Genomic DNA, 18708 nt, shown 5'->3' with positions numbered 1-18708 from the left:
CTCCCTCCTGAGTACGGGCCGAGGATGAACACTGGGCGACCACCGGGTTACCGGGATCGGTCAGCTCGACAACACCCGTTCGATCAGCTCCCGCACGGCGCCTTCTCCACCCCGACGGCTCAGCACGACGCGGGCCTCCTCCAGCACCAGCGGATGCGCGTTCGCGACCGCGACCGGCCACCCCACGATCCGCATCGCCGGCAGGTCGTTGACGTCGTTGCCGAGGTAGGCGATGTCGGCGAGTGGCATCTCGTTGTCCCGCGCCCAGTTGCGCAGCGCCTTCTCCTTGTCGTCGATGCCGTGCAGCACTGGCACCCGGAGCTTGTCGGCGCGGGCGCGGACCACCGGGTTGACCTCGGTCGACAGGATCAGCAGCGGCACACCCGCTCGGCGCAGCAGCGCCACCCCCATGCCGTCTTCACGGCTCACCCGCACCCGCTCGCCACCGTCGGCGTCGATGATCGCGGTGTCGTCGGTGTGAACGCCGTCGAAGTCGGTCACGACGGCGCGGACCGGGATGGGGCCGAGAACCTCATGCAGCGAAGCGAGTGCACGGGCGGCGCGGAGCTGATCCGCATCATCGATCTCGATCGCTGTCCATTCCGGCACCGCGGCGATGCGGGTCCTGCCGAAGAAGCGATGCCTGCTCTCGCGGAAGCCCGCCGCACGGAACACGTAGAACGCGCCGGTCTCGAGGTGGTGCGGCTCGCGGTCCTGTCGGCGCGGGCGGTGCGCGGCCTCGTGATTGATCGCCACCGCGTCACCGCGGTCATCCTCCCGCCACAGGAACCCGTACGTCTCGTGGGCGGCGAACACGCTGTCGGCCCGGTCTGCGCGGATCTCCTCCACCGCCGCGGCGAGCGCGTCGCTCGGGATGAACGGTGATGTCGCCTGCAGGAACGCCACGATCCCGACGCTGTCTCCGCGTGCCTCGAGCTCGTCCAGCGCGTGCAGGAGCGCGCTCTCCGAGGTCGCCGTGTCTCCAGCGAGCTCGGCAGGGCGGCGGATGACACGGGCGCCCGCAGCCGTCGCCACCTCTGCGATCTCGTCATCGTCGGTGGAGACCACGACCAGGTCGATGCCGGAAGCTGCGGCCGCGGCGCGAACCGCGCGCTCGACCAACGGCACCCCGCCGACGCGCTGCAGGTTCTTGCGCGGCACCTGCTTCGACCCTCCGCGCGCCGGAATGATCGCCACCGTGCGGGGCTTCTGCTCGTCCATCGTCCACATCCTCGTCGTCGTCATCGTCGTCGTCATCGTCCGCGTATCGCCCGCCAGGCGCGCCCTGCGCGTCGCCGCGCGCCGAGGGCGTGGAGCCGCCACTCCTCGATCCTGCCCACTCCCCCAGCAGGACGCAGTGCACGACGCACGGCGTTCTCGATCGGCTCGCCGGGCAGTCGCAGCTCGGCGAGCCGTCGGGGCGTGAAGTACCGATCGCGCTCATCCGGGTCGAGTCCGCGCAGCAGTTCCTCGGCGCGACCGCGCAGATGCCCGGCGATCTCCGGCTGCATGGCATAGCCGACGGCGTCGATCAGCAGTTGCAGCCGCGCGGGATCGGCATACGGAGAGCCCTCGCGCGTGAGGGCGTCGACCAGGGTCGCGGGAATCCGGTTGCTGTTCTCGAACGGCGTCAGTGCGGCGAGGACGGTGTCGTTCCCCGCCGAGCCGATCGCCCGTCCGAAGAGGGTGTGCACGGTCGGCAGCGCCGTGGAGAACCCCGCGACGACGGCCACCGCGTCCAGCCGCTCGGCGAGCAGTTCGGCGGCGAGAGGCCCGCTGTACTCGACGAATTCGATACCGTGCGCGGCCGCGCGCCCTCTGACGGCTGCGGTCACCAGGGGCGGCGCGGCCGGATGCGGCTTGAACACGATGCGCTGCGGTGCCCACTGCGCGGCACGGTCGATCAGGAGCCTCTGCAGATCGATCTCCTCTGCCGCCGTCATCAGCCCGAGGGCCGACAGATACTGGCCGAGCACGAGCACCGTGGAGGCACCGTCGTCGACAGGATCGCACGCGGTGGCATCCGTCTCCCGCAGGGCCGCGGCAAACGACGCCGGAGGCACCGGCACGACCTCTGCACGGGGAGACCCGAGGAGGGGTCGCACTCCCGGCACGACGTCGGCGTGCACGACCCGCTCGATGCGCGCGGCGACAGGGTACGGCAACCGCACGCGCATCGGCGAGTAGGTCATGAGGCCGTCGCCGACGATCGTGATCCGCGCGTGGGGGAACAGCGCCATCAGGGTGCGGGCCGGCGCGACCTGCGGGCTCTGCACGAACAGCTCGAGGTCACGGGGGTCGATGTGCCAGGCGCGAGCGAACAGCCGCTCCAGCAGGGGGAGGTCGGCATCGACCGGTTCCCAGGAGCTCGGATGCAGCGGCCCGAGCAGGTCCGCCAGTGGCTCGATGCGGTCGAAGCGCGCCCGCAGCGAGCGCAACCCCGGGTCCTCCGCGATCCCCACGACGGTCTCGGGCACACGGGAGGAGGTGAAGGGAACCAGGAGGCGCTCGCCCGCGGACACGGAGGACGCGGCATCGAGGAGTCCGGAATCGATCGCGGCGGCGGCGGTCGCGAGGCCGTAGCCGCTGTGCAGGGCGAAGATCTGCGTCATGCCGCCCTGCCCGTCTGCCGGAGGATGCGCGCGAGCACGCGGCGGCGCGGCCCGTCGAAGCGTCCCAGCACCGCGGACACGTCGTCAGCGGGCAGACGACCGAGCATGTCGCGGATCGCGGCCCGCATCTCCCGGCGCAGCGGCGGGCTCATCCGGCGGGCCCGCACGAGATGGTGGGAGCTGAGGGCGAGCGCCGTCCAGACGACCTTCGGCAGGAAGCGCTCGGCCTCCGCATCCTGCTCGACCACCGAGATGACCTCGTTCATCGCCCTGGCGAAGTCGAGCTGCCGACGGTCACGCACCTGTGTGAGCGATGTGGCGACGCCACGGCGGTAGAGGAGGGCGGGCGCATCGACCACGGCGAACGATTCGGCCTGCAGGTGAAGTCGCCAGATCCAGGGCCGGTCCTCCGCCGTGAACAGTCCCTCGGGGAATGCCGCCAAGCCGCTGTCGATGACCCTGCGGTGGAAGAGCCCGGCCCAGGCATAGGGATAGTCGACCATGGTCGACTCGTTCTCGGGCAGGATCGCGTCTCGCGGCGAGGTCACCCGGTCGCGCCACGGGTGCGGTGCGCGGATGAGCGCCCGCTCGCCGCCGGTGACCGTGACGTGATCGGTGCGCACGAAGTCGCACTCGAGTTCGCGCAACCGCGACACCAGCACCTCGAGCCGTCGCGGCTGCATCCAGTCGTCACCGTCGAGGAAGCAGAAGGCATCGCCCTCGACGTGCACGAGCCCCTGGTTGCGGGCCGTCGCCAGCCCGCGTGCCGTCGGATTCCGCAGCACCGTGGCGTGCGGAAACCGCTGCGCATACTGCTGCATGAGAGCACCCGTGTCGTCGCGGGATCCGTCGTCGATCGCGACGAGCTTGACGGCTGCGGCATCGTCGAACTGCCGGGTGAGCGTCTCGAGCGTCGTCCCGATGTACTCCCCGGCGTCTTTCGCGGGCAGGATGACGGTGACGAGGGGTGTGCGCACAGGACTCCCGGAGACGGACGGTGTCCGGGAATGGTGCCAGGCGGTCGTTGCCGGATGGGGACGCGCAGGTGAACGACGAGTGTCCGCGAGACATGCGCGGGGCCGGCACTGCGGTGTGGTCCCGTACCCGAACGGGACCACACCTTCCAGTGCTCAGCACTGCCGAACGTGACACGTTCGGGATGCGGGATCGCGCAGATGCGATCCCGCCTGCCACGCGGCCGCCTGACCCCCATCAGGCGACCCCGAGACCGTTGTGGTCGCCGCGTCGACTCCGAGAAGACGAACGCGGCGCCACGGTAAAATAATACCCGCTGAAATGATGTGGGCGGTTCGGTTCGCACGCGCTCGCCGCATCGGCGACGATGGGGAGCATGCTCTGGCCCTTCGGATCGACCTGGCGCCCCGTGCGTCAGCGGCGTCGCGACACCGTCGATCTGCGATGGCTCAGCGCGAGGACCTGGACCAGACGCTGGTACCCGCAGGGGATCGACGTCGGCGAATGGCGCGGGCGGCGCACCCTGGCCGTCAGCTGGTTCCGACAGGAGCTCTCGGGGGAGCATCTCGCCTCCCGTGTGACCCTCATCGACCTGGCGCGCTCCCGTCATCTCGACGTCCTGCTCGCGGTCATCGACGACGATGGCGAACTCCAGCCGGCGCGGATCCACGCCGGCGGGCTCGCCTGGTTCGGGGATCGGCTGTTCGCGGCGGCGACCGGCCGCGGCATCTGGGAGTTCGACCTCTCCGACATCCGCGAGGTGCAGGGAGCACGGGCCCACCGGCTCGCCGGGGCCCGTCGTCGCGGCGGTCGCGGCACCGCGCTCATCGCGGTGCGCACCCGGGTGCATCCGATCCCGCTGCGCTGCTCGTACATCGGCCGCGTGTTCGACGACGGCGGCAACCCCCTCCCCCGCGTGCTCATCGGCGAGCACCGCACGGATGAGAGCGGACGGATCGGTGAGTTCTCGATCGCCGAGCACGTCGACGACGCATTCACCGAGGTGGACCGCTTCACCCCCGGCATCAAACGGATGCAGGGCGCGGTCCGCCGGGGGGACCACCACTTCGTCTCACAGTCCGACCGCCTGCACCCCGGCACACTGTGGAGCGGTCGGCGCGACGCGCTGACCCCGGATCCCGTCCGGCTCCCGGTGGGATGCGAGGACCTGGCCCTCGACCTCGAGGCCGGGCTGCTGTGGTCGCTCGGAGAGCACCCGTGGCGGCGCGTGGTGCGCGGTATCCCGCTCAACCGTCTCGGCATCGCCTCCGGCACCGGCGACGGAGCCTCTTCGCGGCGAACGTAGACTGGAGAGGTGAAGAAGCCCGCGCCTTTCCTCGTCTACACCGTGCTGCGGCTGCTGGCGTTCCTCGTCCCGCTCGCCATCCTCTGGATCTTCCCGATCTTCCGAGAGTTCTGGTGGCTGGCCGCGATCTTCGCCGCACTGATCGGCATGAGCATCTCGATGCTGTTCCTGCGCACGCCGCTGACGGATGCCTCCGCCCGGCTGCAGGAGCGCCGCGAGAGCCGTTCCTCCGGCGGCCAGGCCGACGCGGACGCCGAGGACGAGGCGATCGAAGGCTCGACCGACCCCGTCGACGGCGACGCCAAGGCCTGAGGTCGGCTCAGCCCACGAACGCCCAGAACAGGGCGCCTGCGTACAGCAGCGACGTCAGCGACGTGAGTGCGAGTGCGGTGACCAGTTCCTTCGGCTGACGGTAGGACCAGACGATCGCGATCGCCGGGAGCCCCGCCAGCAGAGCCAGCAGCGAGATCCACGCGATCGGGAACAGCAGGGCCAGGAAGGCCGCGATGCCGAACGGCGCGAGCACGAAGAGCGTGAACAGCACCTGGGTCGCCCTGCGCCCGATCAGCACCGTCAGGGTGCGCTTGCCGACCTCGCGGTCCTGGTCGATGTCGCGCAGGTTGTTCGCGAGCAGCACCGCACAGGCGAACAGCCCCGCGGCGATCGCACCGAGCCAGGCCTGCTGCGGCAGGGAGAAGATCTGCACCCAGGTCGTGCCGAGCGTGGCGACGAGCCCGAAGAAGACGAAAACGAAGACCTCGCCGAGTCCGGCGTAGCCGTAGGGGCGCTTGCCGCCGGTGTAGAACCATGCGGCGACGATGCAGGCCGCGCCCACCGCGAGCATCCACCACTGACCGGTGCGCACCACGATCGCCAGACCCACGAGGCCGGCAAGCGCGAAGAACACCAGTCCGATGATCAGGACCGTGCGAGGCTTCACCCGCCCGGAGGCGGTGAGACGCGCGGGACCGACCCGATGTGCGTCGGTGCCGCGGACGCCGTCGCTGTAGTCGTTCGTGAAGTTCACGCCGATCTGCAGCAGCACCGCGACGGCGAGGCAGGCGAGCGCGATGACCCAGTGGAACTCGGGGCCGGTGCTGCGCGCGGCTCCCGTGCCGATCACGACCGGTGCGATCGCGAGAGGGAGGGTGCGCAGACGAGCCGCCCCGATCCAGTCGGCAGCCGTCACCGGGCCTGCTTCGACGGCCGGACGCCTCGCCGGGTTGCCGCTCGTGCGGACCGGCGTGCGCTTCGCGGTCGGGGTCTTCTTCTTGCGCTGGGAGGATGCTGCCACGCAGGGAATCCTACTGGCCGGGCCCATGCCCGACCTCAGCGGGACGACGGATCAGGCGTTCGGGTTGCTGTCCTTGCCGTCGAGCCACAGGGTGTCGGACGCATCGCCATGAGCGCCACCCTTGCCCACGTGCTTGTCGCTGATCTGCGGCCCCTTGGTGATCACGTGCACGAGTGCCATCGCGTGCCCCTGACCCAGCTGGTAGTCCGCTTTCAGCCAGGCGACGATCGGCGTCGCCTTGGTCGTCTGGTCGAACCCCTTCTCGGTGGCGAGTTCGATGAACTGCCGCGGGGTGAGACCGGTCTTGGTCTCGATGTTGTCGAGGTATGCCTGGAAGGACATGTGTGCTCCTGATGGTCAGTCCTCGTCGAGGAACGTCTGGATGATGGTGGCGGAGGCGTGGACGCCGATGATCGTGAGAACCCCGTCCCCCACGTTGGTGAAGCGGTGCGGGATGAAAGCGGGGCCGGTGGCGGTGTCTCCCGCTCCGGCCACGAAAGTCTCCTCGCCCACTGTGATGGAGGCAACACCCTCGATCACGACCCAGGTCTCAGGATAGGGATGCCAGTGCAGCCCCGGCCCCTCCCCCGGCTGGTTCTCGACGAAGAAGTACGACACCTCGGCACCGTGCTCGGCCCCGACGAACCTGCGGCTGCGCCCCGAGCCGATGCGGATGTCACTCCCGGCGACGATCCCCGAATGAGGTGATGTGCTGTTCATGATTCCAGTCTCGACAGCCTCGCGAGCAGCCCCTAAAGTTTCGATGTGGATCGAAACTCCGGCCCGATCGAGGGCGTCGAGCACCCTGACCATCGCGTCGAGTTCCATCTGAGCCCGGGCGACGTCGAGGCGGTGCGGTTCGGCATCTCGCCCGGGCACGAGCTGGCCCACGCCGTTCGGGTGTTGCGACGCCCCGCCGCGCATCCGCTGCAGTGGGGCTGGCTGCGAGCCGTGCGCGACCGCCTGCCGCGCGAGGACTTCGCGCTGCTCACGACCGTGATCGGCGACGACGGCTATCTGCCCGACTTTCTGACGACCGCACCCCGTTGGGACCTGACGCCCGAGGTAGAGCTCGACGAGCTGCGAACCGCCCCTCTCGACCCCATGCGCGTCGATTTCCGGAAGATGGTGGTGCGATCGAGCGGAACCAGGCAACAGGCTCTGCGCGAGATGCAGGATCACCCCGAGCGGGCTCGCGGGATGATCGCCGATGCCTGGGCCGCCGTGTGGGAAGCGGTGCTCTCTCCGGTGTGGCCGCAGCTCGAACGACTGTTGCGTGCTGACATCGCCGTCCGCACGCGCACGATCGCGAGCACGGGCATCGCGGGCATGGCCGGTGATCTGCACCGACAGGTGACCTGGGGGTCGGGTGCGGTCCGCGTCTCGCTGCGACGCCACAGCGAACAGGTCGACTGCCGGGGAGGTGGCCTGGTGCTCGTCCCCTCGGTCATGTCGGCGTGGGGCTGCATGGTGCTCACCGAGCCACCAGCGCAGCCCACCCTGTTCTATCCGGCCCGTGGCGTCACCGCCGGCTGGGCCCGCGACGCCGCCGACATCACCGCCGCTCTCAGCGCCCTGCTGGGTCCGGCACGAGCGGGCATGCTGCTGCGCGCCGGCACCGCCCGCACGACGTCGCAGGTCGCCCGTGATGCCGGCCTCGCGATATCGACCGCCTCGCATCACCTGGCCGTGCTGCGCGGTGCAGGACTGATCGCCAGCGAACGCGACGGCACCAGGATGCTCCATCTGCGCACCCCGCTGGGTGAGGCGATGGTGGGCGCGGTGCTCTGACTCCCGGCGCCTACTCGGTCGAGCCCACCGGGATGATCGGTCGGTGCTCGTAATAGGTCTGCAGCACCACGGTCGTGCGGGTGCTGACGTTCGCCGCGAGTCTCACATCGCGCACCAGCTCTTCGAGCGCACGGGGGGACGGCACCCGCACGAACAGCATGTAGCTGGCGTCGCCGGCGATGGAGTGGCAGGCCTCGATCGCGTCGAGGTGCTCGAGCAGCTCGGGGGCGTTGTCCGGCTGGGCGGGGTCGAGCGGCGTGATCTCGATGAACGCCGAGAGCGGGGTGCCCACCTGCTCGGGGTCGAGGATCGCCTGATATCCGGAGATGACCCCCCTCGTCTCCAGTCGGCGCAGGCGCGACTGCACCGCAGAGACCGACAGGCCGACGGCGTCCGAGAGCTGGGAGAGCGTGGCGCGGCCGTCGCGGGAGATGGCGGTCAGGATCGCGCGGTCGACAGAGTCATCCATAGCTGTAAGATTATCGTCAGGATTCCGTTTGCACAGGAATCTTTCCGTCAAAAACTCCGATCGGAGGTCCCGATGTCCCTTCTTTCCGCCAACAGTTCCGCTGTCCAGGCCATCGTCGGCGAACCCGAGGTCGTCGAGGACGCATCGATCGCCGAGCAGTCCGCCGCCTGGGCGCAGCTCAAGGACGCCGCGATCGCGATCCGCGAGATGCAGATCAAGGACGGCTCGATCCCGGACGTCGCGCACCACGCCGCGGCCCGTGAGCTGGTCGGTGCGCTCACTGCCGCGATCCGCGCTCTGGCCCCCGCCTTCCCGCACGACGCCGAGTACCTCGCCGCATCCGTGGTCGACTTCGACCGTTGGGCCGCCTCGGACTTCGGGGTGCCCGACTTCCTCGACTCGCTGATGGCCTTCCAGCCGCAGCAGCACCGTGTCGACGGCATCCGCCACCTCGTGGTCTTCCCGATGTACACGCAGAACGGATCGAGCGACCGCCTGGTCGAGGCGCTGATCGTCGAGACGATCTGGCCGGAGTTCATCGCGGCGCTCGAGGCCGGCGACTACGGCAACAAGCTGTTCGTCTCGCTGCGCCTGGTCGACTTCACGCCCGGCTACGACACGAACTCGGCTGTGCTGTTCCCCGAGACCGTCGCGATGCGCGAGATCCCGACATTCACGTGGGGCGCGATCTTCCAGGACCGCGAGGCCGCCCGGTACCGCCGCGTCACGCGCGCCGCTGCCGCGATCACCAACCTCGACCTGCCGGAGCGCGCGAGCGCGATGCTCGACGACCAGCAGGTGGCCGAGAAGACCTTCGTGATGTGGGACATCATCCACGACCGCACCCACATGCGCGGCGACCTGCCTTTCGACCCGTTCATGATCAAGCAGCGGATGCCGTTCTTCCTCTACTCGCTGGAGGAGATGCGCTGCGACATGACGGCGTTCCGGGAATCGGTGAAGATCGAGCGCGCTCTCGCTGCCCGCATCGCCGCCGGTGAAGAGCTCACCGAGACCGAGCAGGAGATGCACGACTACGCGCACCTCGTGCAGTACGCGGTGATCTTCGACCGGATCTTCCGCTTCTCGATCACGGGCACCCGCACGCGCAACTACGACGCGGTCGGCGGACAGCTGCTGTTCGCGTGGCTGCACCAGCGCGGTGTGCTGCACTGGACCGACACCGCTCTCGCGTTCGACTGGGACAACGTGCCCGACGCCGTGGTCGCTCTGGGCGATGCGATCGACGATCTGTACTGGCACTCGATCGACCGTCCCAAGGTCGCGCACTGGCTCGCCGCGTACGAGCTCGTCCGGGGCACTCTCACCCCGCACCCCGCATCGCAGTGGGCCCGCGGCCTGTTGGACGAGATCCTCGCCGGCGCACCGAAGGGCTACACGGATGCCGTGATGGACGACGAGTTCCCGCTGTCGATGTTCTTCGAGACCCTCGACAAGAAGATGAAGCCGATCATCGAGTCGACCGTGGGCATCCGCGGCACCGACGACTGACGATCACGCGCGCACCGCGCGCGTTCCGAGTGTGACGCTGGGGCGCACCGCACTGCGGCCGGAACCTGTTCTGCGGATACCTCCGCGGGTTCCGGCCGCAGAAGCCCCTCCGACCCGGAAGAGTGGAAGACATGGCTGAACACACCGACTCGACGGCTTCCACGCGCACCGTGGTCCTCGCCGGAGCCACCAGCGCGGCCGGTCTCGCCACCGCGCGTGCGCTGATCGCTGCGAACGCCCGCGTCATCGCCACCGGTCGCTCGGTCGAACGACTGCAGGAGCTCGCCGACGCCGGTGCTCAGATCGAAATCGCGGATGCGACCTCCTTCGAGGACATGACCGCCCTGGCTTCCCGGATCGGGCCCGTGGACGCGGTGGTGCCGCTGGTCGGAGGCTGGCGCGGAGGCGGGGGCCTGGCCGGGCAATCCGATGGGGACTTCGCCGCCCTGCTGCCGGCCCTGCACGCCGTTCGCGCCACAAGCCGGGCCTTCGACGACGCGCTGCGCGCCTCCGATGCCGGACGCTTCGCGATCGTGTCGTCGACGTCTGTCGCACGTCCCCTAGCCGGTGGGGCGAACTATGCCGCCGTCAAGGCCGCGAGTGAGGCCTGGACCAGAGCCGTCGCTCAGGGCTACGCCAAGGCCGCACGCGAGTCCGGAGAACGGCTGCGCGCAGCATCCGTCGTGTTCCGCGCGAAGGCACTCGATCCCGAGGCCCTGGCCGCACGGATCGTCGCCCTGTGGGCCGAGGACGCCGCCGAGCTCAACGACCGGGTGTTCGATCTGGGCTGAGCCGCCGGTGTGATCACGGCCTCGTGCGCCTGCTCCGTCATCGGGTTTCGGGCGGCATCCCCGGGACGACGGGCGGAGCGTCGGCGTACCTGGTCGCGGAATGACCGTTCTCGCGGTCGAGCGCGGCCGTGGTCTCGCCCGCGCTCTCGTTCCCTGGCGCCTCGACCACCTGCTCCGGAGCCTCGGCATAGAGGTCGGTGAGCCTGCGGTACGACCGGGTGAAGAACGCCAGCGTGGCGGCGACGACCATGATCAGTCCGGCGAACAGGCAGATGAGGGCGATGCCCCGGGCCTCGCCCTCACCGAGCAGCCACCCCCACTGCTGCTGCCCCTCGGCGGTGTTCATGTACGGGATGATCAGGAACTCGGCGATCGGGGCGATCATGAACGCCGTGATCGGCGCGGCGGCGGCCTCCATCGCGGCAGCCACGCCGAAGACGCGGCCCTGCCGCTCGAAGGGCACGACCTTCTGGATCACGGTCTGCTCGGCGGCCTCGACGGGCGGCACCAGAGCCATGTACACCCACATGCCGACCACGTACAGCGGCCACCACTCCCGCAGCATGAACACCGACCCGAGCAGCCCCATCGCGATGACCACGAGCAGCATCGTGCGCATGGGTCTGGGCCCCAGACCGAACTTGGCGACCAGCCCGCCGCCGACCAGGAATCCCGTCGAGGCGAACGCCAGCGCGAAGCCCCACGTCTGCGCGTCGAAGAGGGTCAGTCCGTAGGGATCCATCAACGCCATGTAGACGCCGCCGATGAGGTTGTTGAACGTGGAGAAGATGATCAGCGCGAAGAGCCCGGGAGCCAGACGGATGGCGCGCACGCTTCCGCGGAAGTCGAGTGCGCTGGAGGCATTCGGGTCGGGTTCGGGAGTCCCCTCGGGGATGCGCACGAACAGCAGATGCACGAACGTCATCGCCATGGCCGCGATGGCGATCGCGAGCGTCCACCCCATGCCGAGGAAGCCGATCGAGAGCCCCGAGAAGACGCTCGTCACCAAGAAGGCGATGCCCTGCACCGTGCCGACCAGGCCGTTGGCGTTCGCGCGCTTCTCTTCAGGAATGAGCAGGGTGACCGTCGTCGACAGCGCGATGTTGCGCAGCTGCTCGATCACACCGCCGAACAGGATGACACCCGAGAACAGCCAGAACCAGGGCCCTCCCAGATCGAGAAGTGCGGCCTCGGGCTGCCACAGGTAGAGCGCTCCGGCCACGAGGAACGCGCCGGCGGAGATCACGCTCGAGATCACCATGACGGTGTGTTTGCGGTTGCGGTCGACGATCGTGCCGAACGCCATCGCGAAGAACGCGACGAAGAGCATGTAGGCGCCGCCGATGATGCCCGTGGCCAGCACCGACCGCGTCTCGATGTAGACCCAGAACGTGAGCGCGAACCATAGGAAGCTCGTCGTCACGTTCGCGATGAGCGTGTTGACGAGGACGTTGGCGAAAGCCCTCTTCGCTGAGGTGCGCTCCATGGTTTCGAGGGTAGAACCGCCCACCGACATTGGGAAGTCCCCACCGAGTCGGAGGCGCGGTCACCGGACCGAGAGCAGCGCCGGGACAATTAGGCTGGGGAGGTGAGCATCCAGCATGACCCCGCGATCCGGGGCTTCGCCAGTGACAACTACTCCGGCATCCACCCCGAGGTCCTCGCGGCGATCGCCGCGGCGAACGGCGGCCACCAGAGCGCCTACGGGGAGGACGCGTACACCGCGCGCCTCCAGGAGGTGTTCCAGGAGCACTTCGGTGACGGCGTGCAGGCGTTCCCGGTGTTCAACGGCACCGGCGCCAACGTGACCGGCCTGCAGTCGATGCTGCCGCGCTGGGGCGCGGTGATCGCCGCCTCCACCGCGCACATCAACGTCGACGAGGCCGCGGCCCCCGAGAAGATCGGCGGCTTCAAGCTGCTCACGGTCCCCACCGACGACGGCAAGCTCACCCCGGAGCTGATCGACCGCGAGGCGTGGGGCTGGGGCGACGAGCACCGCGCGCAGCCGCTGGTCGTCTCGATCACCCAGACCACGGAGCTCGGCACGCTGTACACGGCGGAGGAGATCCGCACGATCGCCGACCACGTGCACGAGCGCGGCATGAAGCTGCACCTCGACGGCGCCCGTCTGTCGAACGCCGCCGCCGCCCTCGATCTGCCGCTGCGTGCATTCACCCGCGACGCCGGCGTCGACGTGCTCACCTTCGGCGGAACCAAGAACGGCGCCATGCTCGGCGAGGCGATCGTCGTACTGAACCCCGAAGCCGCCGACGGTCTCACCTACTCGCGCAAGTTCAACATGCAGCTCTCCTCGAAGATGCGTTTCGTCTCCGCCCAGCTGATCGCGCTGCTGGAGGGCGACCTCTGGCTGCGCAACGCCCGGCATGCCAATGCCATGGCGGCGCGCCTGCGCTCCGAGATCGAGGCCGGGATCGCCGACGGATCCATCCGGGGTGTGGAATTCACCCAGCCGACCCAGTCCAACGGCGTGTTCGCCACGCTCCCCGACGGCGTCGCCGACCGGCTCCGCGACTCGTTCCGCTTCTACGACTGGGACGCGGCGCGCAAGGAGGTGCGCTGGATGTGCGGCTTCGACACCGAGGAAGCCGACGTCGACGCGTTCGTCGCCGAACTCGCCCGCCTCACCACGGCCTGAGCTTCCGGAGAAGTCAGCGCAGGAGGCCGAGGCTCGCGAGAGCCTGGCGGATGAGCGTGCCGCGACCGTTCTCCATTTCGGCGGCGACTGCATCGGATGCGGCGGCCTCCGGCGAGAACCAGGTGACCTCGAGGGCATCCTGGCGCGGCTCGCACGTACCGGTGACCGGCACGACGAAGGCCAGGGACACGGCGTGCTGCCGGTCGTCATGGAAGGCGCTCACGCCGGGCATCGGGAAGTACTCCGCGACGGTGAAGGGCAGCGGCTGCGGCGGCATCAACGGGAAGGCCATCGGACCGAGGTCGTTCTCGACATGCCGGAACAGGGCGTCGCGCACCGTCTCCCCGAAGCGGACGCGCCCCGACACGATCGTGCGCGTCATCTCCCCCATCGGCGTGGAGCGCAGGAGGATGCCTATCTCGGTCACCTGGCCGGAGCCGTCGGTGCGCACGGGAATCGCCTCGACGTAGAGCATCGGCAGACGGCGTCGCGCCTCTGCGAGCTCGAATTCGCTCAGCCAGCCGGGGTTCGCATCCGGGGAGGGCGGGTTCGACTCCCGGAAAGCGCCGAGACCTTCGTCGTCGGGCTCCGGCTCGGGATCAGGTGTGCGGACCGCCATGTGTCCTTTCTACCAGCCGCCTTCCTGAACCGACACCGTGTGCACGTCGGTCGCCCCTGGCAGGATGACGATGTGAGCGAGAACCTGACGATCGACGACACCGCGACCAGATGGTCATCCCCCGACCGCGGCGGGATGCCGCTGCTGGTCCTGCTCCACGGCTACGGTGCCGACGAGCACGACCTGTTCGGACTCGTCCCCTACCTCCCCGAGGGCATCGCCGTCGCATCCGTCGCCGCGCCCCTCGCACCCCCGTGGCCGATGCCAGGGCGCTCGTGGTATCCGATCGAGGGACTCGACGGGCGCAACTCCGCGGCCGTCACCCTCGCGGCGGAGTCCTTCCTGCACTGGCTCGACACGGCGGCGACCGAGGCCCCCTCGATCGCGCTGCTCGGCTTCTCGCAGGGCGCGGCGGTGTCGCTGCAGGCCCTGCGGCTGGCACCCGAGCGGTTCGGCGCGGTGGTGGCGCTGAGCGGCTATGCGTCCCCGGGAGAGCTTCCGAACGACGAGGCCCTGGAAGAGCTGCGCCCACCCGTGTTCTGGGGCCGAGGAACGCACGACGACGTCATCCCACCCGCGCTGATCGATCACACCGCGCAGTGGCTGCCCACGCACTCAGAGCTGTCGGGCCGGGTGTACACCGGGCTCACCCACAGCATCTCCGAGGAGGAGCTCACCGACGTGCACCGGTTCCTCACGAAGTGGCTCGACGGGGTCGCCGCGAGCTAGCCACATCGTCGTGGTCGACGACCGAGCCACGAACCGACACGCCCGGGGTTGCGGGAATGCGACACGCCCGGGTATCGTCGGGGAGTCCTGTCCGCCGTGTCTGGAAGTCCTTTGATCTGATCCGTCGCCTCCGCGCTCTTCTTCCCGCGCGCTGACCCGACGATCGCCGACTCCACGGCAGACCCTCCCCTCCGCATCCTGTGACGCGTGTCACGAGCCGGTAGGGCTCGGTGTCAGTGCACCCATGCACTCGACAGGAGACACTCATGTCAACCCCCACCGCTCTTCACCCATCGGTCGTGCTCGACCGACTCACCTTCACCTGGCCCGACGGCTCGATCGCGCTCGACGGCGTCTCGGGCGCATTCGGCTCGGGACGCACCGGCCTCGTAGGTCGCAACGGCGCGGGCAAATCCACGCTGCTGCGGCTGATGGCAGGCTCGCTCGAAGCCACATCGGGCGCCATCACGGCATCCGGCGAGGTCGCGTACCTTCCGCAGCAGTTGACTCTCGACGTCGACCGCCGCGTCGCCGAGCTCCTCGGCGTGTCCGCGGCACTCGACGCCGTGCGGGCGATCAGCGCGGGCGACGTCGACCCCGTCCACTTCGATGCGGTCGGCGACGACTGGGACATCGAGGCGCGCGCCGAGGCGTCGCTGGCGGAGGCCGGGCTCGCTCCGGAGTTCCTCGACCGCAGGGTCGGCGAGCTGTCCGGCGGCGAGGCGGTGCTCGTCGCGATCGCCGGCATCCGCCTGCGCCGTGCACCGATCACGCTCCTCGACGAGCCGACCAACAACCTCGACCGCGACGCCAGGACGAAGCTCGCGGCGATGGTGCAGGCCTGGAAGGGCACGCTCATCGTCGTCAGTCACGACCTGTCGTTGCTCGAGCTGATGGATGACACCGCCGAGCTGTACGCCCAGACGCTGAGCGTGTTCGGTGGCCCCTATTCGCAGTGGCGCGCCTGGCTGGACGCCGAGCAGGATGCTGCGAGGCAGGCCGAGGTCACCGCCGCCCAGGCGTTCCGCAAGGAGAAGCGCCAGCGGATCGAGGCCGAGGTGAAGCTCGCCCACCGCACCCGCACCGCGAAGAAGGCGGAGATCGAGAAGCGCGTCCCGAAGATCGTGGCGCACGGCCGCAAGATGGCCGCCGAGGTTTCAGCGGGCAAGCTCCGCACCGAGGTCGGGGCGAAGGAGGATGCCGCGCGATCGGTGCTCGACGAGGCCGGGCGACGTGTGCGCTCCGACGCTTCGATGAAGATCGAACTGCCCGACCCGCAGGTGTCGCGCGGCCGCCGTATCGCGACGATCGGCGATCACGAACGGGCCTGGGTGATCCAGGGGCCGGAGCGTGTCGCGCTGATCGGCCGGAACGGTGCCGGGAAGACCACGCTGTTGGAGCGGTTGATCGCCGCCGGTGTTCACGACTCGGAAGGAACGGCTCCCGACGGGCCAGAGGGGGCGGAGCGCGTCGGATCCGGGACGGAAGCCCTGGGTCGTGCGCGGCCGCCTTTGCATGCCGAAGCCCACACCGATCTGATCGGCTACCTGCCGCAACGGGTGGACGGCCTCGACGAGCGGCGGTCGGTGTTCGAGAACATCGCCGCCGCGGCGCCGCACGTGCCGGAGAAGGAGCTGCGCAACCGGCTCGCCCGGTTCCTCATCCGCGGGGCCACCGCGGAGCGTCCGGTCGCCGCCCTCTCCGGCGGCGAGCGCTTCCGCGTCGCGCTGGCGAAGCTGCTGCTCGCCGACCCCGCACCGCACCTCGTGGTGCTCGACGAGCCGACCAACAACCTCGACCTCGACACGGTCGACCAGCTCGTCGAGGCCCTCCGCGCGTACCGGGGCGCGGTGCTCATCGTGAGTCATGACGATGCGTTCCTGCGGCGGCTGGATCTCGACCTGACACTCGAGATCGATGCCGAGGGCGCTCTTCAGGAAGTCTCGCTGGAAGCGTGACGCGCGGGAGAGGCGGGTGTGGAGGAGAGGGATTTCCCCCACCCGCCTTCCCGGGACCCGTGCTGTCAGACCACCCCGGCCTCGTAGGCGAGGATGACGGCCTGCACGCGGTCGCGCAGATCGAGCTTCAACAGGATGCGGCCGACGTGGGTCTTCACGGTCGACTCGGACACGAACAGGCTCTTGCTGATCTCGGTGTTGTTGTAGCCCTTGGCGATCGCGAGGAACACCTCGCGCTCCCGCTCGGTCAGCACCCCCAACCGCGGATCCACCGTCTCGGACTCCCGGGGCAGGCGTGTGGCGAACAGGTCGAGCATCGATCGGGTCACACGCGGCGAGACCAGGGCGTCACCCGCGGCGATCGCTCGGATAGCGGTGGTCAGCTGCCCGGGAGGCGTATTCTTCAGCAGGAATCCGCTCGCTCCTGCGCGGAGGCTCCCGAACGCATACTCGTCGAGGTCGAAGGTCGTGAGCACCAGCACGCGGCTCGACGGCGTGCCTCTGACGATGCGGCGGGTCGCCTCGATGCCGTCCATCTCCGGCATCCGGATGTCCATCAGGATCACATCGGGTCGCAGATCCGCGGCCATGTGCACGGCCTCCGCACCGGAAACCGCCTCGCCCACCACCTGCATGTCGTCCTCGGCGTCGAGCACCATTCGCATACCGCGCCGGATCAGCTCGTGATCGTCGACGATGAGGAGTCGGATTCGTTCCTCGGTCATCGCTGTTCCTCCTGCTCGGGGATCTCCACCCGCACGCGCCATCCGCCGCCGGGTGCGGGGCCCGCCTGCACGGTTCCGCCTGCGAGTCGTGCACGCTCCCGGATTCCGAGGAGGCCGCGTCCCGACCCGACGGATGCCGCCGGTGGGCCCTGCCGTCCGTCATCCGAGACCTCGACCATCAGGACCTCTCCACGAAAGTCGAGGTTCACGAGCACCTCGCGCGGATCCTTCGCGTAGCGCAGCGCGTTCGTGAGCGCCTCCTGCACGATGCGGTGGATCGTGTTCTGCAGAGCCGGTGATGAGGGCGCCGCTCCCTGCGTGCGCACCGTGACCGGCAGCCCGGCCGTGCGGAAGGTCTCGACCAGAACGGTGAGCTCGCTCAGTCCGGGATTGGGGCGCAGCGGACTCTGCTCGTCCGCGTCGACGGTGTCGTCTCCGAGGGCTCCCAGCAGCTGCCGCATCTCGATGAGAGACTGCCGACCGACCTCGCCGATCTCCTGAACGGCACTCCGCGACCGCTGCGGGTCCTTTTCGGCCAGCGCGCTCGCACCGTCCGCGAGAGACACCATGACCGACACGCTGTGCGCCACGACATCGTGGATCTCGCGGGTGATCCTCGCACGCTCGGCCAGTGTCGCGATCCTCGCCTGCTGGTCACGTTCGCGCGCGAGCTGATTGGCGCGGTCGAGGATCGCCCCGATGTAGCGGCGCCGGTCACCCACGGTCACTCCGAGGAGCGCGGCGATCAGCATCACGACGAGGAAGAGCAGGCTCACCGCCACGGAGAACGAGCCGCCGAGGTCGCCCCGCCGCAGGCCGTCCAGCAGCGGGAACACGAGGATGCCGCCGAGGACCGTGATCCCGAAGGCGATCCAACCACTGCGGTTCGAGCGATAGACGAACACGGCGTACAGCGCCAGGGCGATGCCGATCGGGTCGGCGGGGGTGTCGATCACGATCGTGATCACCGCGACGATGACGAACACCGCGAAGGTGATCCAGGGACGATGGCGCCGGACGAGCAGGCCCGCGGCGCCGACGAGCGCGAGGATCAGCGGGATGAGAATCGGTGGGAGCGGCGACCACTTTCCCGACGACAACGGGGTGACCAGCACCCAGAACCCGCTCAGAAGGAGATAGAAGAAGGCGAGCAGCCCGTCGAAGAGCCAGGGGTGACTCCCCCAGAACCGCCGCACCACTCCCGGTGGCCGTGGCAGGTCCACCGCACGGACCCCTCCATCGCCGGCCGGTGCTGACTCTCGCATGTGACG

At 69.3% G+C, this 18708-nt stretch carries 19 protein-coding genes; 8 read left to right on the top strand and 11 right to left on the bottom strand.

The window, feature by feature from the left end:
* Nucleotides 1–60: 60 nt before the first annotated feature.
* The 3 genes from F6W70_RS02695 to F6W70_RS02685 are packed head-to-tail and all read right to left on the bottom strand — an operon-like array spanning nt 61 to nt 3589.
* A complete protein-coding gene (locus tag F6W70_RS02695) occupies nt 61–1221 on the bottom strand; it encodes an acylneuraminate cytidylyltransferase (protein ID WP_151485860.1) in 1161 nt (386 codons plus the stop codon).
* 32 nt (nt 1222–1253) lie between these two features.
* Nucleotides 1254–2612: a polysialyltransferase family glycosyltransferase gene (locus tag F6W70_RS02690; RefSeq protein ID WP_151485859.1), complete on the bottom strand. Its 1359-nt coding sequence runs from the start codon at nt 2610–2612 to the stop codon at nt 1254–1256.
* Complete coding sequence (locus F6W70_RS02685; RefSeq protein ID WP_151485858.1) at nt 2609–3589, bottom strand: glycosyltransferase family 2 protein; 981 nt, start codon at nt 3587–3589, stop codon at nt 2609–2611. The genes F6W70_RS02690 and F6W70_RS02685 overlap by 4 nt, the downstream gene beginning before the upstream one ends.
* Nucleotides 3590–3963: 374 nt before the next feature.
* On the opposite strand from F6W70_RS02685, the gene F6W70_RS02680 reads away from it, so the two are divergent.
* Together F6W70_RS02680 and F6W70_RS02675 are read left to right on the top strand one after the other, a co-directional pair.
* Nucleotides 3964–4893 (top strand): hypothetical protein, encoded by a 930-nt coding sequence (locus F6W70_RS02680; RefSeq protein ID WP_151485857.1) that lies wholly within the window; start codon nt 3964–3966, stop codon nt 4891–4893.
* Between the two features lie 9 nt (nt 4894–4902).
* Nucleotides 4903–5205, top strand: coding sequence for a DUF4229 domain-containing protein (locus tag F6W70_RS02675; protein WP_055865688.1), 303 nt, complete (start codon nt 4903–4905; stop codon nt 5203–5205).
* Nucleotides 5206–5212: 7 nt separating this feature from the next.
* On the opposite strand, the gene F6W70_RS02670 is transcribed toward F6W70_RS02675, so the two are convergent.
* The 3 genes from F6W70_RS02670 to F6W70_RS02660 are packed head-to-tail and all read right to left on the bottom strand — an operon-like array spanning nt 5213 to nt 6907.
* Nucleotides 5213–6187, bottom strand: a complete 975-nt coding sequence (locus F6W70_RS02670) for a 1,4-dihydroxy-2-naphthoate polyprenyltransferase (RefSeq protein WP_017829256.1) — start codon at nt 6185–6187, stop codon at nt 5213–5215.
* A gap of 51 nt (nt 6188–6238) precedes the next feature.
* Nucleotides 6239–6529 carry a DUF4287 domain-containing protein gene (locus F6W70_RS02665; RefSeq protein WP_151485856.1) on the bottom strand — a complete coding sequence of 97 codons (291 nt, stop codon included), beginning with the start codon at nt 6527–6529 and terminating at the stop codon, nt 6239–6241.
* A 15-nt stretch (nt 6530–6544) separates the two neighbouring features.
* Nucleotides 6545–6907 (bottom strand): cupin domain-containing protein, encoded by a 363-nt coding sequence (locus tag F6W70_RS02660; protein WP_017829258.1) that lies wholly within the window; start codon nt 6905–6907, stop codon nt 6545–6547.
* A gap of 45 nt (nt 6908–6952) precedes the next feature.
* Between F6W70_RS02660 and F6W70_RS02655 the strand changes: the two genes are divergently transcribed.
* Entirely contained in the window at nt 6953–7978 is a 1026-nt protein-coding gene (locus F6W70_RS02655) for an ArsR/SmtB family transcription factor (RefSeq protein ID WP_082524270.1), read from the top strand.
* 10 nt (nt 7979–7988) lie between these two features.
* On the opposite strand, the gene F6W70_RS02650 is transcribed toward F6W70_RS02655, so the two are convergent.
* Complete coding sequence (locus tag F6W70_RS02650) at nt 7989–8447, bottom strand: Lrp/AsnC family transcriptional regulator (RefSeq protein ID WP_017829260.1); 459 nt, start codon at nt 8445–8447, stop codon at nt 7989–7991.
* A gap of 72 nt (nt 8448–8519) precedes the next feature.
* Between F6W70_RS02650 and F6W70_RS02645 the strand changes: the two genes are divergently transcribed.
* A complete protein-coding gene (locus F6W70_RS02645) occupies nt 8520–9959 on the top strand; it encodes a DUF6421 family protein (protein WP_151485855.1) in 1440 nt (479 codons plus the stop codon).
* A gap of 131 nt (nt 9960–10090) precedes the next feature.
* The gene (locus F6W70_RS02640; RefSeq protein WP_151485854.1) at nt 10091–10750 is read left to right on the top strand and encodes an SDR family NAD(P)-dependent oxidoreductase; all 660 of its coding nucleotides are present in this window, start codon (nt 10091–10093) and stop codon (nt 10748–10750) included.
* Between the two features lie 37 nt (nt 10751–10787).
* Here the strand turns inward: F6W70_RS02640 and F6W70_RS02635 are convergent, their stop codons facing one another.
* On the bottom strand, nt 10788–12236 hold the full coding sequence (locus tag F6W70_RS02635) for an MFS transporter (protein ID WP_151485853.1): 1449 nt from the start codon (nt 12234–12236) through the stop codon (nt 10788–10790).
* Nucleotides 12237–12338: 102 nt separating this feature from the next.
* On the opposite strand from F6W70_RS02635, the gene F6W70_RS02630 reads away from it, so the two are divergent.
* On the top strand, nt 12339–13406 hold the full coding sequence (locus F6W70_RS02630) for a threonine aldolase family protein (protein WP_151485852.1): 1068 nt from the start codon (nt 12339–12341) through the stop codon (nt 13404–13406).
* A gap of 13 nt (nt 13407–13419) precedes the next feature.
* On the opposite strand, the gene F6W70_RS02625 is transcribed toward F6W70_RS02630, so the two are convergent.
* Complete coding sequence (locus tag F6W70_RS02625; RefSeq protein WP_017829271.1) at nt 13420–14025, bottom strand: NUDIX hydrolase family protein; 606 nt, start codon at nt 14023–14025, stop codon at nt 13420–13422.
* Between the two features lie 72 nt (nt 14026–14097).
* On the opposite strand from F6W70_RS02625, the gene F6W70_RS02620 reads away from it, so the two are divergent.
* Together F6W70_RS02620 and F6W70_RS02615 are read left to right on the top strand one after the other, a co-directional pair.
* The gene (locus F6W70_RS02620) at nt 14098–14754 is read left to right on the top strand and encodes an alpha/beta hydrolase (protein WP_318278781.1); all 657 of its coding nucleotides are present in this window, start codon (nt 14098–14100) and stop codon (nt 14752–14754) included.
* Between the two features lie 266 nt (nt 14755–15020).
* Nucleotides 15021–16712 (top strand): ABC-F family ATP-binding cassette domain-containing protein, encoded by a 1692-nt coding sequence (locus F6W70_RS02615; protein WP_151485851.1) that lies wholly within the window; start codon nt 15021–15023, stop codon nt 16710–16712.
* 65 nt (nt 16713–16777) lie between these two features.
* Here F6W70_RS02615 and F6W70_RS02610 read toward each other — a convergent pair whose 3' ends face one another.
* Together F6W70_RS02610 and F6W70_RS02605 are read right to left on the bottom strand one after the other, a co-directional pair.
* Nucleotides 16778–17437: a response regulator gene (locus tag F6W70_RS02610; protein WP_055865708.1), complete on the bottom strand. Its 660-nt coding sequence runs from the start codon at nt 17435–17437 to the stop codon at nt 16778–16780.
* A complete protein-coding gene (locus tag F6W70_RS02605; RefSeq protein WP_151485850.1) occupies nt 17434–18702 on the bottom strand; it encodes a sensor histidine kinase in 1269 nt (422 codons plus the stop codon). The genes F6W70_RS02610 and F6W70_RS02605 overlap by 4 nt, the downstream gene beginning before the upstream one ends.
* Nucleotides 18703–18708: the final 6 nt, after the last annotated feature.

Origin of the sequence: Microbacterium maritypicum (genome assembly GCF_008868125.1) — a bacterium.
In the GTDB taxonomy this organism is placed as follows: Bacteria; Actinomycetota; Actinomycetes; order Actinomycetales; family Microbacteriaceae; genus Microbacterium; species Microbacterium maritypicum.
Note: the sequence above shows the minus strand (reverse complement) of the source record. Positions and strands in the feature narration are given on the sequence as shown.